Here is a 14,438-nt window from a genome sequence, read left to right as displayed (position 1 = left end):
AACCCGCGCGTCGCACGCGTCACCGCCGCGAAACAACCGGCCGCACTGGCCGAAACCAGGCTTCGGCACTCTCCTGTTCATCGCCGACACCCCGGGTGGCACGGGACAGGTACCCGGGGGTGGAGCGGCCTTCACGCAGAGGAGACGCCGATGCCGGACGGCTTCAGCGCGGGCGACACCGCCTTCGTGCTCATCAGTGCGGCCCTGGTCATGGTGATGACCCCGGGCCTGGCCTTCTTCTACGGGGGCATGGTCAGGGCCAAGAGCACACTGAACATGCTGGCGATGAGCTTCCTCTCGCTCGGCATCGTCAGCGTGCTCTGGGTCCTCTACGGCTACTCGCTCAGCTTCGGGCCCGACGCCTTCGCCGGACTCATCGGCAACCTGGACTTCCTCGGGATGCGCGGCATCGGGCTGAACGAGCTGACCGGGTCGATCCCGGTGACGGCGTTCGCCGTCTTCCAGCTGATGTTCGCGATCATCACCCCGGCGCTGATCAGCGGCGCCATCGCGGACCGGGCCAAGTTCTCCGCCTGGGGCCTGTTCATCGCGCTCTGGGTGACGGTCGTCTACTTCCCGGTCGCGCACTGGGTGTTCTTCGTCGACAACGGCCAGGGCGGCTGGCTGGGTGACAGAAACGGTGTGATCGACTTCGCCGGCGGGACGGCCGTGCACATCAACGCCGGTGTCGCGGGCCTCGCGCTCTGCCTGGTGCTGGGCAAGCGGATCGGCTTCAAGAAGGACCCGATGCGCCCGCACAGCCTGCCGCTGGTGATGCTCGGCTCCGGGCTGCTCTGGTTCGGCTGGTTCGGCTTCAACGCGGGCTCGGCGCTGGCCGCCAACGGCGTGGCCGCGATGGCGGTGGTGAACACCCAGGTCGCCACCGGCGCGGCGCTGGTCGGCTGGCTGGTCTTCGAGAAGCTCAAGCACGGCGCGTTCACCACGCTGGGCGCCGCCTCCGGCGCGGTGGCCGGTCTGGTCGCGATCACCCCGGCCTGCGGCTCGGTCAGCCCGCTCGGCGCGGTGGCGATCGGCCTGATCGCGGGCGCGGTCTGCGCCGCCGCCGTCTCGCTCAAGTACCGCTGGGGCTTCGACGACTCGCTCGACGTGGTCGGCGTGCACGCGGTGGGCGGGGCGATCGGCTCGCTGCTGATCGGCCTCTTCGCCACCGGCGGGGTCGGCCAGACCGCCAAGGGCCTGTTCTACGGCGGCGGGCTGGGGCAGCTCGGCAAGCAGGCGATGGGCGTGGCGGTGGTCGCGGCGTACTCCTTCGTGCTGTCCTGGCTGCTGGCCAAGGCGGTCGACAAGCTGGTCGGCTTCCGGGTCGCCGAGGAGGTCGAGGTGGCCGGCATCGACCAGGCCGAGCACGCCGAGTCCGCCTACGACTTCAGTGCCGTCGGCGCGGGCCTGGCCCGGGCGCTCCCGTCCCTGGGCCTCGGCTCGGCGACCGGCTCTGCGGCTGGCTCTGCGGCGGGGAGCGGGAAGCCTGCCGGGAAGACTGCTGATACTGCTGAGAAGACTGCCCAGTCCGTCGAGAAGACCGAGGTCGACGCCCGATGAAGCTCATCACCGCCGTGATCAAGCCGTACCGCCTGGACGAGGTGAAGGCCGCCCTGCAGGCCTTCGGGGTCCACGGCCTGACCGTCACCGAGGCCAGCGGCTACGGCCGCCAGCGCGGCCACACCGAGGTCTACCGGGGCGCCGAGTACACCGTGGACCTGGTACCGAAGATCAGAATCGAGGTCCTGGTCGAGGACGAGGACGCCGACGACCTGATCGACGTCCTGGTGAAGGCCGCCCGGACCGGGAAGATCGGCGACGGCAAGGTGTGGAGCATCCCGGTCGACACCGCCGTCCGGGTCCGCACCGGCGAACGCGGACCCGACGCCCTGTGAGGCACTGAGCGATCCGGCGGGCCCGCCCCTCACGGGGGGCGGGTCCGCCGGTCGGCGTACCGGCGCCCGGGCCCTCAGAGCCTGCCCTGGCCACGGCCGTACGGGCGTCCAGGATCAACCCGCACGACGGACGGGACCCCGCGCATGACCACCGAGACCATCCCCTCCTCCGACCCCTCGTCCTACGCCGGGGCCCGGGCCGCGCTGCTCGACCGGCCCGGGCTGGCCGGCCGCCCTCGCCGCGCCGCGCTCGCCCGGCTCACCGACGACTGGCTGGCCGGGCTGCTCGCCGCCGCCGGAGCCCCGCCGTCCGGCGTCGCGCTGGTCGCCGTCGGCGGCTACGGCCGGGGCGAGCTGTCCCCGCGCAGCGACCTGGACGTGCTGCTGCTGCACGACGGCCCGATCGCCCCCGAACTGCCCGAGCGGATCTGGTACCCGGTCTGGGACGCGGGCGCCAAGCTCGACCACTCGGTGCGCACCCCCGCCGAGGCCCGGGCGGTGGCCGCCGCCGACCTCAAGGCCCAGCTCGGCCTGCTGGACGCCCGCCACCTCGCCGGGGACGCGGCGCTCACCGCCGCGCTGCGCTCCGCGGTGCTCACCGACTGGCGCGCGAGCGCCCCCGCGCGCCTGCCCGAGCTCCGCGAGCTGGGCCGGGAGCGGGCCGACCGGCACGGTGAGCTGTCCTTCCTGCTGGAGCCCGACCTGAAGGAGGCCCGCGGCGGCCTGCGCGACCTGGTCGCGCTCGACGCCGTCGCCGCCACCTGGCTCGCCGACGCGCCCCGGGACGGCCTGGACGCCGCCGCGCTGCGGCTCGCCGACGTCCGCGACGCGCTGCACCTGGCCACCGGCCGGGCCACCGAGCGGCTCAGCCTCCAGGACCAGGACCAGGTCGCCGAGCGGCTCGGCGTGCTGGACGCCGACACCCTGCTGCGCCAGGTCTACGAGGCCGCCCGGACCATCGCCTACGCGAGCGACGTCACCTGGCGGGCGGTGGACCGGGTGCTCGCCGCCCGGTCCGGCCGGGGCCGCCGCACGGGCCGGCCGGTCTTCCGGTTCACCGGCGCCGGGCGCGGCACCGGCGCGGTCGCCCGGGGCGCGGTGGCGCGCCGCCCGCTCGCCGAGGGCGTGGTCGAGCAGGACGGCGAGGCGGTGCTCGCCCAGGCCGCCCGCCCGGCCGCCGACCCGGTGCTGCCGCTGCGCGCCGCGGCCGCCGCCGCGCAGAACGGGCTGACCGTCTCGTACGCGACGGTGCGCCGGCTCGCCGCCGAGTGCCGGCCACTGCCGGTGCCCTGGCCGGACGAGGCGCGCGAGCAACTGGTCACCCTGCTGGGGGCGGGCGAGGCGGCCGTCCCGGTCTGGGAGGCGCTGGAGGCGGAGGGCCTGGTCACCAGGCTGCTGCCGGACTGGGAGCGGGTGCGCTGCCGTCCGCAGCGCAACGCGGTGCACCGCTGGACGGTGGACCGGCACCTGGTGGAGACGGCCGTCCGGGCCGCCGCGATGACCCGCCGGGTGGCCCGGCCGGACCTCCTGCTGGTCGCCGCGCTGCTGCACGACATCGGCAAGGGCTGGCCCGGCGACCACAGCGAGGCCGGTGAGGTGATCGTCCGCGACCTGGCCGCGCGGATGGGCTTCCCGGCCGAGGACGCCGAGACCCTGGCGGTGCTGGTCCGCCACCACCTGACCCTGGTCGACACCGCGACCCGGCGCGACCCGGACGACCCGGCCACCGTCGAGACGATCACCAAGGCGGTCGGCACCCTGCCGGAGCTGGAGCTGCTGCACGCGCTCACCGAGGCGGACGCGCTGGCCACCGGCCCGGCGGCGTGGAGCAGCTGGCGGGCCTCGCTGGTGGAGGGCCTGGTGGCACGGGCCGCCGCGCAGCTGGCCGGAGGAGGGGGCGCGCCGGTGGAAGCCGCGCCGAGCGCCGAGCAGGAGCGGCTCGCGGTCGAGGCCGCGCGCACCGGTGCTCCCGCGCTGTCGCTGCTGGCCCAGGCCGAGGGGGCGGACCCGGGCGTCGAGCCGATGGGCGTCGAGCTGACCCTGGCCGTCCCGGACCGGCCCGGGCTGCTCGGCACGGTCGCCGGGGTGCTGGCGCTGCACCGGCTGACCGTCCGCTCGGCCGGCCTGCGCGAGCTGGACCCGATCGGGGCGGGCCCGGTGCTGCTGCTGTCCTGGCGGGTGGCCGCCGAGTTCGGCGAGCTGCCGGAGGCGGCCCGGCTGCGGGCCGACCTGCGCCGGGCGCTGGACGGCTCGCTGGACGTCTCCCGCCGCCTCGCCGAACGGGACGCCGCCGCCCCGCGCCGCAAGGGCATCCCCACCCCGCCGCCGTTGGTCGCGGTGGCGCCCGCGGTGGCCTCGGCGACCGCGACCGTGCTGGAGGTCCGCGCGCACGACGCCCCCGGGCTGCTGCACCGGATCGGCCGGGCGCTGGACGGGGCGGGCGTCCGGGTGCGCACCGCGCACGTCTCCACGCTGGGGGCGGAGGCCGTCGACTCCTTCTACCTGACCGATCCGGCGGGCCGTCCGCTCACCGCCGGGCGGGCCGGGGAGGTGGCGGCGGCGGTCCGGGCGGCGCTGGGCTGAGGGGCGGGGGTGCGGGGCCGGTCCGGGGCCGGTGCCGGGCCGGTTTGGGGTCGGTCCGGGGTTGGTGCCGGGCCGGTCCGGGGGCCTTCCGTACGGGGGTGGAGACCGTACCCGGGGTGGCCGGATACCCTGGGGGACGACGACCGTACCGATACCGATGCCGCAGAGGACCCGCGCCGACGTGTTCGACACCCTTTCCGATCGCCTCGCAGCGACGTTCAAGAACCTCCGGGGCAAGGGCCGCCTGAGCGAGGCGGACATCGACGCCACCGCCCGCGAGATCCGCATCGCGCTGCTGGAGGCGGACGTCGCGCTGCCGGTCGTCCGGGCCTTCATCAAGCAGGTCAAGGAGCGGGCGCTCGGCGCCGAGGTCTCCGGAGCGCTGAACCCGGCGCAGCAGATCATCAAGATCGTCAACGAGGAGCTCATCGCGATCCTCGGTGGCGAGACCCGCCGGGTGCGGTTCGCCAAGAACGGCCCGACGGTCATCATGCTCGCCGGTCTGCAGGGTGCCGGTAAGACCACCCTCGCCGGCAAGCTCGGCCACTGGCTGCAGAAGCAGAAGCACACCCCGCTGCTGGTCGCCTGCGACCTCCAGCGCCCGAACGCCGTCAACCAGCTGCAGGTGATGGCCGAGCGGGCCGGCGTGGCCTTCTACGGCCCGCAGCCGGGCAACGGCGTCGGTGACCCGGTGCAGGTCGCCAAGGACTCGATCGAGTACGCCAAGCAGAAGCAGTACGACGTCGTCATCGTCGACACCGCCGGCCGCCTCGGCATCGACGCCGAGCTGATGCAGCAGGCCGCCGACATCCGCGCCGCGGTGAACCCGGACGAGGTCCTGTTCGTCGTCGACGCGATGATCGGTCAGGACGCGGTCACCACCGCGCAGGCCTTCCTCGACGGCGTCGACTTCACCGGTGTGGTGCTCTCCAAGCTCGACGGCGACGCCCGCGGTGGTGCCGCCCTGTCGGTCGCGCACGTCACCGGCCGGCAGATCATGTTCGCCTCCAACGGCGAGAAGGTCGACGACTTCGACGCCTTCCACCCGGACCGGATGGCCTCGCGCATCCTGGGCATGGGTGACGTCCTCTCGCTGATCGAGAAGGCCGAGCAGACCTTCTCGCAGGCCGAGGCCGAGAAGATCGCCGCCAAGCTGCGCGGCGGCCCGAAGGCGTTCACCCTGGACGACTTCCTGTCGCAGCTGGAGCAGGTCCAGAAGATGGGCTCGATCTCCAAGCTGCTCGGCATGCTGCCCGGCATGGGCCAGATCCGCGAGCAGATCAACAACATCGACGACAAGGACGTCAACCGGGTCGGCGCGATCATCAAGTCGATGACCCCGGCCGAGCGTGCCGAGCCGGAGCTGATCAACGGCTCCCGCCGGGCCCGCATCGCCAAGGGTTCGGGCGTCCAGGTCGGCGAGGTCAAGAACCTGGTCGAGCGGTTCTTCGACGCCCGCAAGATGATGTCCGCGATGGCCTCCGGCAAGGGCATGCCCGGCATGCCGGGGATCCCGGGCATGGGCGGCGGCGCGAAGAAGTCCGCCAAGAAGGCCCCGCAGGCCAAGGGCAAGCGCAAGAGCGGCAACCCGCTGAAGCGCGCGCAGGAGGAGGCCGCGGCCGCAGAGCGCCGCGCGCTCGGCGCGGGCGCCGGTCAGGGCTCGGGCGACGGCGGCGCGTTCGGCCTCGGCGCGGGCAAGGGCCCGGCCGACTTCGAGCTGCCCAAGGAGTTCAAGGACCTGCTGTAGTCCGCTGCGGTCCTCGGTCCGAGTGTTCTTGATCGACTTCGCTCGGTCCTGTCAGGCTCTGACAGGCCCTGATTGGTCCTGATCGGCCCGCCGTCCGGTGATCTCCGGGCGGCGGGCCGATCGTGTCCGAGGTGGGTGCCGTGTCCGGGAACGCCTCCGTGTCCGATGATGTCGGCATGCGAGTGATGATCAGGGCCCCGAGGGCCGAGGACGAGGTTCTGTACGCGGCGGCGGTCCGCCGGTCCGCCGAGCACATCGGGCGGTGGAACCCGGTCGAGCCCGACGGGCTGCCGGAACTGCTGGACCGCCAGGGGTCGGGCCTGCGCACCTTCCTGATCTTCGACCGGGAGACCGGCGGGCTGGTCGGGAAGGTGAACGTCGCCAACATCGTGATGGGCCGGTTCTGCAACGCCACACTGGGCTACGACTCGTACCTGCCGTTCGCCGGCACCGGGCGGATGTCCGAGGGCCTGCGGCTGGTCCTGGACCGCTGCTTCGCCCCGCAGTCGGCCGACGGGCTGGGCCTGCACCGGCTGGAGATCAACGTGCAGCCGGAGAACGAGCGCTCGATCGCGATGGCCAAGCGGCTGGGCTTCCGGCACGAGGGTTTCACCCCGCGGATGCTGTTCCTGCAGGGGGACTGGCGCGACCACGAGCGGTTCGCGCTGACCGCGGAGGAGTGGCCGGGCTCCGCCGCCTGAGCACCGCCGCCACGGCATATCCGCTGGTCGGGGGCCTCGGCGGGGAAGCGGCCGGCCGGTCGGGCGCGGCGTTGCGGGTGGCCCGTCCGAGCGCCTGTCCGTATCGTCCGGTGGGTGACCGAACCCGTGCCGCCGCGCCAGACCCCCGACCAGCCCTGGCGGTCCGAGGGCGCCCCGCCCCCGCCACCACCCCGCCGCCGGATGCCCGGCGGCTGGACGGGCCTCGTCCTCACCGCACTCGTGGTCTTCCTGATCTCCGACCTGCTGCTGTCGTTCTTCGGCAACCAGGGCGCCACCACGATCTCCTACACCGAGTTCAACAACCAGCTGAACAAGGGCAACATCACCAAGATCTACGCCAAGGGCGACGCGATCGAGGGCACCCTCAAGAGCGCCCAGCCCAAACCCGACGGCGGCAAGGGCGACTACACGGAGTTCGACACCCAGCGCCCCTCCTTCGCGGGCGACAACCTGTGGGCCACCCTGCAGCAGCAGGGCGTCGAGGTCACCGCCACCTCGCCGGTCCAGCAGCGCAGCTTCCTCACCAACCTGCTGCTCTCGCTCGCCCCGATGCTGCTGCTGGTCTTCGTCTGGGTGCTGCTCGCCCGCCGGATGGCCGGCCGCCTCGGCGCCGGACCGCTCGGCCGCAAGGCCCCGCCCAAGCCGGTCACCGCCGAGCAGGGCAAGCGCACCACCTTCGCCGACGTGGCCGGCATCGACGAGGTCGAGGCCGAACTCACCGAGGTGGTCGACTACTTGAAGAACCCCGAGCGGTACCGCAGGCTCGGCGCCAAGATGCCGCGCGGGGTGCTGCTGAGCGGCCCGCCCGGAACGGGCAAGACCCTGCTGGCCCGTGCCGTGGCCGGCGAGGCGGACGTGCCGTTCTTCTCCGCCTCCGCCTCCGAGTTCATCGAGATGATCGTCGGCGTCGGCGCCAGCCGGGTCCGCGAACTTTTCACCGAGGCCCGCAAGGTCGCCCCGGCGATCATCTTCATCGACGAGATCGACACCATCGGCCGCCAGCGCGGCGCCGGCGGCGGCATGGGCGGGCACGACGAGCGCGAGCAGACGCTCAACCAGATCCTCACCGAGATGGACGGCTTCACCGGCTCCGAGGGCGTCATCGTGATCGCCGCGACCAACCGGGCCGACGTGCTCGACCCGGCGCTGCTGCGCCCCGGCCGCTTCGACCGCCGGATCACCGTCAGCCCGCCCGACCGGGAGGGCCGCGCGGCCATCCTGCGCATCCACACCCGGACCGTCCCGCTGGCCGGCGGCACCGACCTTCACCAGCTGGCCAAGGTCACCCCCGGGATGACCGGCGCCGAACTCGCCAATCTGGTCAACGAGGCCGCCCTGCTGGCCGTCAAGCGGGAGCAGGACGCGGTCAACGAGCGGGACCTCTCGGACGCCCTGGAGAAGGTCCAACTCGGCGCCGTGCGACCACTGGTGATGCCGCAGGAGGAGCGCGAGCGGACGGCGTACCACGAGAGCGGGCACGCGCTGCTGGGCATGCTCCAGCCGGGCGCGGACCCGGTCCGCAAGATCACCATCGTGCCGCGCGGCCGGGCCCTCGGCGTCACCCTCTCCACCCCGGAGAACGACCGCTATTCGTACACCGAGCCCTACCTGCGCGGCCGGATCATCGGCGCGCTGGGCGGGATGGCGGCCGAGCAGGTGGTCTACGGGGTGATCACCACCGGTGCGGAGAGCGACCTGGAACAGGTCACCAACATCGCCCGCGGAATGGCCGGGCGCTGGGGGATGAGCGAGCGGGTCGGGCGGCTCACCGCGGTGCCCGCGGACGTGCAGGGTGCCGGTGCGTACGGGCTCTCGGCGGCGCCCACCACGCTGGACGCGGTGGACGAGGAGGCCCGGCGGATCGTCGCCGAGTGCTACGAGGACGCGGTGCGGATCCTGACCGAGCAGCGGCACCGGCTGGACGCGCTGGCGGCGGCGCTGCTGGAGGCGGAGACGCTGGACGAGGAGGCGGCCTACCGAGCGGCGGGGGTGCCGCGGGGGACGTCCGACCAGGAGGCGTGAACCACGGATCCGGGGGCGCTCGCCGTTGTGGCGGGCGCCCCCGGTTTCGGGTGTTCGGTTACTGGTGTTCGGTTACGTGTGTCCAGGTTCGTGTTTTCGGCTCCGTGCCTTCAGCGCGGGCGCTCGGCGATCAGGTAGCGGAACACGTTCTCCATTCGGACCGAGCCGTCCGGGCGCAGGTACGGCTGCAGCGCCTCCTCCAGCTCCTTGGCGACCAGCGGGGCGCCGGAGAACTCCTCCGCCGCCTCGAACAGCCCGGTGGACAACAGACCGCGCACCGCGCTGTCGAGGTCCGGATAGGCGAACGGGCAGCCCACCCGGCCGCTGCCGGCCGGGCGCAGGCCGATCGGGGCGAGCAGGTCCTCCAGCGCGCCCGGTGCGCTCAGCTCGAACGGATCGCGCGCCGTGGTCCGCCCCGCCATCCGGCGGGCCGCGTCCAGCACCGACGCGCTCTCGCAGCGCTCCGGCGGACCCCAGGCGGCGAGCACCACGTGTCCGCCCGGGAGGGTCAGCCGGGCGGCCTCGGCGACCACCCGGCCGGGCTCGGCGGCGCCGGGCAGCTGGTCGAAAACCGTCACCAGCGAATGGGCCGAGCGGGGGACGGCGGCGGTCGGCCGGGCCCCCGCGCACACCCGCAGCCGACGGCCCCGGGCCAGCTCGCGCAGCTCCTCCCGCGGCTCCTGCCCGGCGACCTGGGCGCCCCGCCCGGCGGCGAGCAGCAGGGCCAGTCCGGAGCGGCAGCCCAGGCCCAGCACACTGCTCGCCGGGCCGACCTCCAGGCGGTCGTACACCGCCTCGTAGAGCGGCACCAGCATGCGCTCCTGGATCTCCGCCCAGTCGCGCGCCCGCGCGGGCCCCACGGCCCCCTGCAGCGGGTGGTGCGGTCGTGCGCCCGTCGGTCGCGTGTCCGCCGGTCGTGCGGTCGTGCCGGTCGTCCGAGCTGAAGCCATCGCGGCCTCCCATCCGGTCCTTCGGTGTGCTGCTACGGCTCCCCCAAAGTCCCGCCCCACTCCAGCGAACAGCGGGTCGGGCCCGGCGTCCAGAGGGGTGCAGGGTGGTGCGCCCGTGTCGCGGTCGTGCGCCCCCTGCGGGTGGCGTCCCGCGACTGCGGGTGTCCGCCCCTTCCTGCCGGTGCCCTGCTGCGGGCGTCCTCCTCGTCCCGCGGGCGTCCTCCATGTCCCGCGGGCGTCCGGCTCCTCCCACGGGTGTCCGGCTCCTCCCGTGGGTGTGATGGCGATTCGAAGTGAGGGGGTCGCGCCCCGTACCATTCCGCTCATGGCTAAGGCACCCGTTCTCACCCCTCAGGCGGAAGACTTCCCGCGCTGGTACCAGGACCTCATCAACAAGGCCGAGCTGGCCGACAACGGTCCGGTGCGCGGCACCATGGTCATCCGACCGTACGGCTACGGCCTGTGGGAGCGGATGCAGCAGGAGATGGACGCGCGCATCAAGAAGGCGGGCGCGCAGAACGCCTACTTCCCGATGTTCATCCCGCAGTCCTACCTGACCAAGGAGGCCGAGCACGTCGAGGGCTTCGCCCCCGAGCTCGCGGTGGTCACCCACGGCGGCGGCAAGCAGCTCGAGGAGCCGGTCGTCGTCCGGCCGACCTCCGAGACGATCATCAACGAGTACTTCTCGAAGTGGGTGCAGAGCCACCGTGACCTGCCCCTACTGATCAACCAGTGGGCCAACGTGGTCCGTTGGGAGCTGCGCCCGCGCGTCTTCCTGCGCACCACCGAGTTCCTCTGGCAGGAGGGCCACACCGCCCACGCCACCTACGAGGACGCCCGCGACTACGCGTCGATGATCCACACCCAGGTCTACGGCGACTTCATGACCAACGTGCTCGGCATCGACGTCGTGCTCGGCCGCAAGACCGCCAAGGAGCGCTTCGCCGGCGCCATCAACACCCTCACCCTCGAGGGCATGATGGGCGACGGCAAGGCCCTGCAGATGGGCACCAGCCACGAGCTGGGCCAGAACTTCGCCAAGGCGTTCAACACCACCTACCAGCTGCAGGGCGCCGAGCGCGAGCACGTCTGGCAGACCTCCTGGGGCGTCTCGACCCGCATGGTCGGCGGCCTGATCATGTCCCACGGTGACGACAACGGTCTGCGGGTGCCCCCGCGCCTGGCCGCGGTCCAGGCCGTGGTGCTGGCCATCAAGGGCGACGACGCGGTCATCGCCAAGGTCCGCGAGATCGGCGCCCAGCTGGAGGCCGCCGGCATCCGCGTCGTGGTCGACGACCGCACCGACACCCCGTTCGGCCGCCGCGCCGTCGACTGGGAGCTCAAGGGCGTTCCGCTGCGCATCGAGGTCGGCCCGCGCGACCTGGAGAACGGCACCGCGATGCTGGCCCGCCGCATCCCGGGCGGCAAGGAGCCGGTCTCCATCGACGCCCTGGCCGCGCTGCTGCCGGGCGTCCTGGAGGAGGACCAGGCGCTGCTGCTGCGCCAGTCCCGCGAGCGCCGCGAGGCCCGCACCGTCGATGTCAAGACCCTGGACGAGGCCGTCGAGGCCGCCGCGACCGGTTGGGGCCGGATCGCCTGGGCCGACCTCGGCGCGGAGGGCGAGGCCAAGCTGGCCGAGCAGGGCGTCACGGTGCGCTGCATCGTCGCGGCCGACGGCTCGGTGCCGCAGGCGGACGACCAGGACGGCAATATCGCGATCGTCGCGCGCGCGTACTGATGCCGGTCGCCTTGTCGATCGCCTTGTCGATCGTTGGCAGGTAATGACCGTTACCGGCGACATTTGCCCGGAATGCGGATGGGTAAGAATCCGGTAACTCTGTCGGAGGATCCGCGAAGCGGACATCCCTACTGGCCGGTCAACTGCCGGTATTAACGGAATAGCGGTACGGTGTACGGCCCGTGGCCCTGTCAACTTCGGCGGGTCCACGGGCCGTACGTCCTGGGGGCGACAGCCCGCTCCCCGGACGGAATTCACGAGGCCCGCCGACGTTACGGCGGGCCGAAACCGGCAGGGGGTTGGTCTTGCGTCAGATCCGGAACGCGCAATTCGCGCGCAGTCGTGCATTCCTGGGAGTTCCCTGGGAATTCCCGGAGAACGGGAACATGCGGAACATCGGCTCGCTCTGCATCGTTGGTCTAGCGTGAGCACGACACAGCCCCTCGTCCTCGCGGCCGAACTGGCCGCCGCCTGGAGTGACATCCAGGCCTACCACCAGGACCTCCCCGACCTCGCCTCGCCCGAGGCGCTGATCGGCGAGTCCTCCTCGGCCTGTGGCACCCGGCTCGGTTTCGAGCGGCTCCTCCACGAGGCTGCCCACGGTCTGGCCGCGGCCCGGGACATCCGGGACACCTCGCGCGCCGGCCGCTACCACAACCGGCGCTTCCTGATGCTCGCCTCCGAGCTGGGCCTGGCGCACCCGGTCGAGCCGCACGCCAGCAGCGGCTTCTCCCAGGTGACCATGCTCAAGGAGACGCAGGAGCGCTACGCCGACACCATCGAGCGCCTGGACCGCGCCCTCGGCGCCCACCAGGAGGCGGTGGCCGGCGACGGCACGAACCGCGCCTTCCGCGGCCCGGCCGCCCGGCACGGCTCCTCCGGGGGCGGCGTCCGGGTCAAGGCGGTCTGCGGCTGCGGCCGCAACGTCCGGGTGGTGCCGTCGGTGCTCGCGCAGGCGGCCATCGTCTGCGGCGCGTGCCAGCAGCCGTTCAAGATCGCGTAATCCGGGGCCGGGACCGGTCGGCGACTGTGCGGGCAGTCGGCGCGGCCGGGGCGATCGGCAGCGGTGACATCGGTGACATCGGTGAGTCTGTGGGCTGACCGGGAGCGGGGGCTCCCGGTCGAGCCCTGGGCTCCGCGTGCGACGGCCGAGGCGCCGTCGGGGGCTCCGTGGGTGGCGGCCGAGGCGCCGTCGGGGGCTCCGCGCGTGATGGCCGGGTGAAGAGCGTCCGCGCCGGTATGGCAGAATGGACAGCTGAGTACTCGGCAGCCGGGCAGGACCCCTCTCTCCTACGGCTGGCGTGTCCCTTGAACGGCCCGCCCCGCAACCCCACGCGGACGGCGACGCTGCTCACCCACGTCAACACCAGGAGAATCCACTCCCGTGGCAGTCAAGATCAAGCTGAAGCGTCTCGGCAAGATTCGCTCCCCGCACTACCGCATCGTCGTCGCCGACGCCCGCACCAAGCGTGACGGTCGCGCGATCGAGGAGATCGGCATCTACCAGCCGACCTACAACCCCTCGAAGATCGAGGTCGACAGCGACCGCGCCCAGTACTGGCTGTCCGTCGGCGCCCAGCCGACCGAGCCGGTCCTCGCCATCCTCAAGCTGACCGGCGACTGGCAGAAGTTCAAGGGCCTGCCGGCTCCGGAGCCGCTGAAGGTCGCCGAGCCGAAGGTCGAGGACTTCTCGCACCTGTTCGCCAAGGCCGTCGCCGGCTTCGAGGACGCCACCACCGGTGTCGCCATCACCCCGAAGGCCAAGAAGTCGGACAAGGCCGAGGCTGAGGCCGACGCCGCCGCCGAGGCCTGATCGTGATCGAGGACGCCCTCGACCATCTGGTGAAGGGCATCGTCGAGCACCCCGACGAGGTGCAGGTGCGCTCGCGCAACCTGCGTCGGGGCAACACCATCGAGGTGCGCGTGCACCCCGATGACCTCGGCAAGGTGATCGGCCGGGGCGGCCGTACGGCGCGCGCACTGCGCACCGTGGTCGGCGCCCTCGGCGGTCGCAACGTCCGGGTCGACCTGGTCGACGTGGACAACATTCGCTGACGCAGCTGCTCGTTCAGCCGTCGGGCTTGAGGCCGACCGGGACGCATGTCGTCCCGGTCGGCCTTTTTTGCTAGCTGTCTCTGCTTACTGTCTCTGCCTTCTCGCTCAGCAACTCCAGGAGAACGATCACCGTGCAGCTCGTCGTCGGCAGGATCGGCCGCGCCCACGGCATCAGGGGGGACGTCAGTGTCGAGGTCCGCACCGACGAGCCGGAACTCCGGCTCGGCCCCGGTGCCGTCCTGCTCACCGACCCGGCCTCGGCCGGGCCCCTGACCGTCGAGTCCGGCCGGGTGCACAGCGGCCGGCTGCTGCTGCGCTTCGCCGGCGTCAAGGACCGCAACGCGGCGGAGGCGCTGCGGGGCACGCTGCTCATCTCCGAAGTCGACCCGGACGAGCGTCCGGAGGACCCGGAGGAGTACTACGACCACCAGCTGATCGGCCTCGACGTGGTGCTGCTCGACGGCACCCCGGTCGGCGAGCTGACCGAGGTGGTCCACCTGCCCTACCAGGACCTGCTCACGGTGAAGAAGACCGACGGGACCGAGGTACTGGTGCCCTTCGTCACCCAGATCGTGCCGACCATCGACCTGGAGAACCAGCGGGCCGTGATCACCCCGCCGGCCGGGCTCATCGACCCCGAGCAGGCCGAGGTCGTCGATCAGGCGGTGGAGGAGTCGGAGTGACCGTCGAGCAGACCCCCCAGGGCGCCGGGCAGGACGCCGGACA

The 14,438-nt window shown here is 72.8% G+C and carries 12 protein-coding genes; 11 read left to right on the top strand and 1 reads right to left on the bottom strand.

Features of this window, described 5'->3' with window-relative positions; genetic code table 11:
- Positions 1-150: 150 nt before the first annotated feature.
- The 6 genes from O1G21_RS13910 (at position 151) to ftsH (ending at position 8,969) form a co-directional block, all read left to right on the top strand.
- Positions 151-1,560 carry an ammonium transporter gene (locus tag O1G21_RS13910; protein ID WP_270143773.1) on the top strand — a complete coding sequence of 470 codons (1,410 nt, stop codon included), beginning with the start codon at positions 151-153 and terminating at the stop codon, positions 1,558-1,560.
- Positions 1,557-1,895, top strand: a complete 339-nt coding sequence (locus tag O1G21_RS13905; protein WP_270143771.1) for a P-II family nitrogen regulator — start codon at positions 1,557-1,559, stop codon at positions 1,893-1,895. Before O1G21_RS13910 ends, O1G21_RS13905 begins: the two co-directional genes overlap by 4 nt.
- A gap of 144 nt (positions 1,896-2,039) precedes the next feature.
- Positions 2,040-4,478, top strand: a complete 2,439-nt coding sequence (locus O1G21_RS13900; RefSeq protein ID WP_270143769.1) for a [protein-PII] uridylyltransferase — start codon at positions 2,040-2,042, stop codon at positions 4,476-4,478.
- Between the two features lie 181 nt (positions 4,479-4,659).
- Positions 4,660-6,225 (top strand): signal recognition particle protein, encoded by a 1,566-nt coding sequence (gene ffh, locus O1G21_RS13895; RefSeq protein WP_270150985.1) that lies wholly within the window; start codon positions 4,660-4,662, stop codon positions 6,223-6,225.
- A 176-nt stretch (positions 6,226-6,401) separates the two neighbouring features.
- Positions 6,402-6,926, top strand: a complete 525-nt coding sequence (locus tag O1G21_RS13890) for a GNAT family N-acetyltransferase (RefSeq protein ID WP_270143767.1) — start codon at positions 6,402-6,404, stop codon at positions 6,924-6,926.
- 114 nt (positions 6,927-7,040) lie between these two features.
- On the top strand, positions 7,041-8,969 hold the full coding sequence (ftsH, locus tag O1G21_RS13885; RefSeq protein ID WP_270143765.1) for an ATP-dependent zinc metalloprotease FtsH: 1,929 nt from the start codon (positions 7,041-7,043) through the stop codon (positions 8,967-8,969).
- Positions 8,970-9,079: 110 nt separating this feature from the next.
- On the opposite strand, the gene O1G21_RS13880 is transcribed toward ftsH, so the two are convergent.
- Positions 9,080-9,784, bottom strand: coding sequence for a class I SAM-dependent methyltransferase (locus tag O1G21_RS13880; protein ID WP_270143763.1), 705 nt, complete (start codon positions 9,782-9,784; stop codon positions 9,080-9,082).
- 460 nt (positions 9,785-10,244) lie between these two features.
- On the opposite strand from O1G21_RS13880, the gene proS reads away from it, so the two are divergent.
- The 5 genes from proS to rimM all read left to right on the top strand — a co-directional run bounded on the left by proS (position 10,245) and on the right by rimM (position 14,395).
- Entirely contained in the window at positions 10,245-11,657 is a 1,413-nt protein-coding gene (gene proS / locus O1G21_RS13875) for a proline--tRNA ligase (protein WP_270143761.1), read from the top strand.
- 424 nt (positions 11,658-12,081) lie between these two features.
- Positions 12,082-12,660, top strand: coding sequence for a hypothetical protein (locus O1G21_RS13870; RefSeq protein WP_270143760.1), 579 nt, complete (start codon positions 12,082-12,084; stop codon positions 12,658-12,660).
- 381 nt (positions 12,661-13,041) lie between these two features.
- Positions 13,042-13,470 (top strand): 30S ribosomal protein S16, encoded by a 429-nt coding sequence (gene rpsP, locus O1G21_RS13865; protein WP_196946892.1) that lies wholly within the window; start codon positions 13,042-13,044, stop codon positions 13,468-13,470.
- A 2-nt stretch (positions 13,471-13,472) separates the two neighbouring features.
- Entirely contained in the window at positions 13,473-13,712 is a 240-nt protein-coding gene (locus O1G21_RS13860) for an RNA-binding protein (protein WP_030056773.1), read from the top strand.
- Positions 13,713-13,843: 131 nt separating this feature from the next.
- Positions 13,844-14,395, top strand: coding sequence for a ribosome maturation factor RimM (gene rimM / locus O1G21_RS13855; RefSeq protein ID WP_270143758.1), 552 nt, complete (start codon positions 13,844-13,846; stop codon positions 14,393-14,395).
- Positions 14,396-14,438: the final 43 nt, after the last annotated feature.

The organism is Kitasatospora cathayae, from assembly GCF_027627435.1.
Classification (GTDB): Bacteria; Actinomycetota; Actinomycetes; order Streptomycetales; family Streptomycetaceae; genus Kitasatospora; species Kitasatospora cathayae.
The sequence above is the reverse complement of the archived record's forward strand: the minus strand, read 5'-3'. Positions and strand labels throughout refer to the sequence as shown.

Excerpts from the sequence above, each read along its gene's own strand:
- O1G21_RS13910 (WP_270143773.1), top strand. The coding sequence starts at position 151 with ATGCCGGACGGCTTCAGCGCGGGCGACACCGCCTTCGTGCTCATCAGT.
- proS (WP_270143761.1), top strand. The coding sequence starts at position 10,245 with ATGGCTAAGGCACCCGTTCTCACCCCTCAGGCGGAAGACTTCCCGCGC.
- O1G21_RS13880 (WP_270143763.1), bottom strand. The coding sequence starts at position 9,784 with ATGCTGGTGCCGCTCTACGAGGCGGTGTACGACCGCCTGGAGGTCGGC.
- O1G21_RS13900 (WP_270143769.1), top strand. The coding sequence starts at position 2,040 with ATGACCACCGAGACCATCCCCTCCTCCGACCCCTCGTCCTACGCCGGG.
- O1G21_RS13890 (WP_270143767.1), top strand. The coding sequence starts at position 6,402 with ATGCGAGTGATGATCAGGGCCCCGAGGGCCGAGGACGAGGTTCTGTAC.
- O1G21_RS13905 (WP_270143771.1), top strand. The coding sequence starts at position 1,557 with ATGAAGCTCATCACCGCCGTGATCAAGCCGTACCGCCTGGACGAGGTG.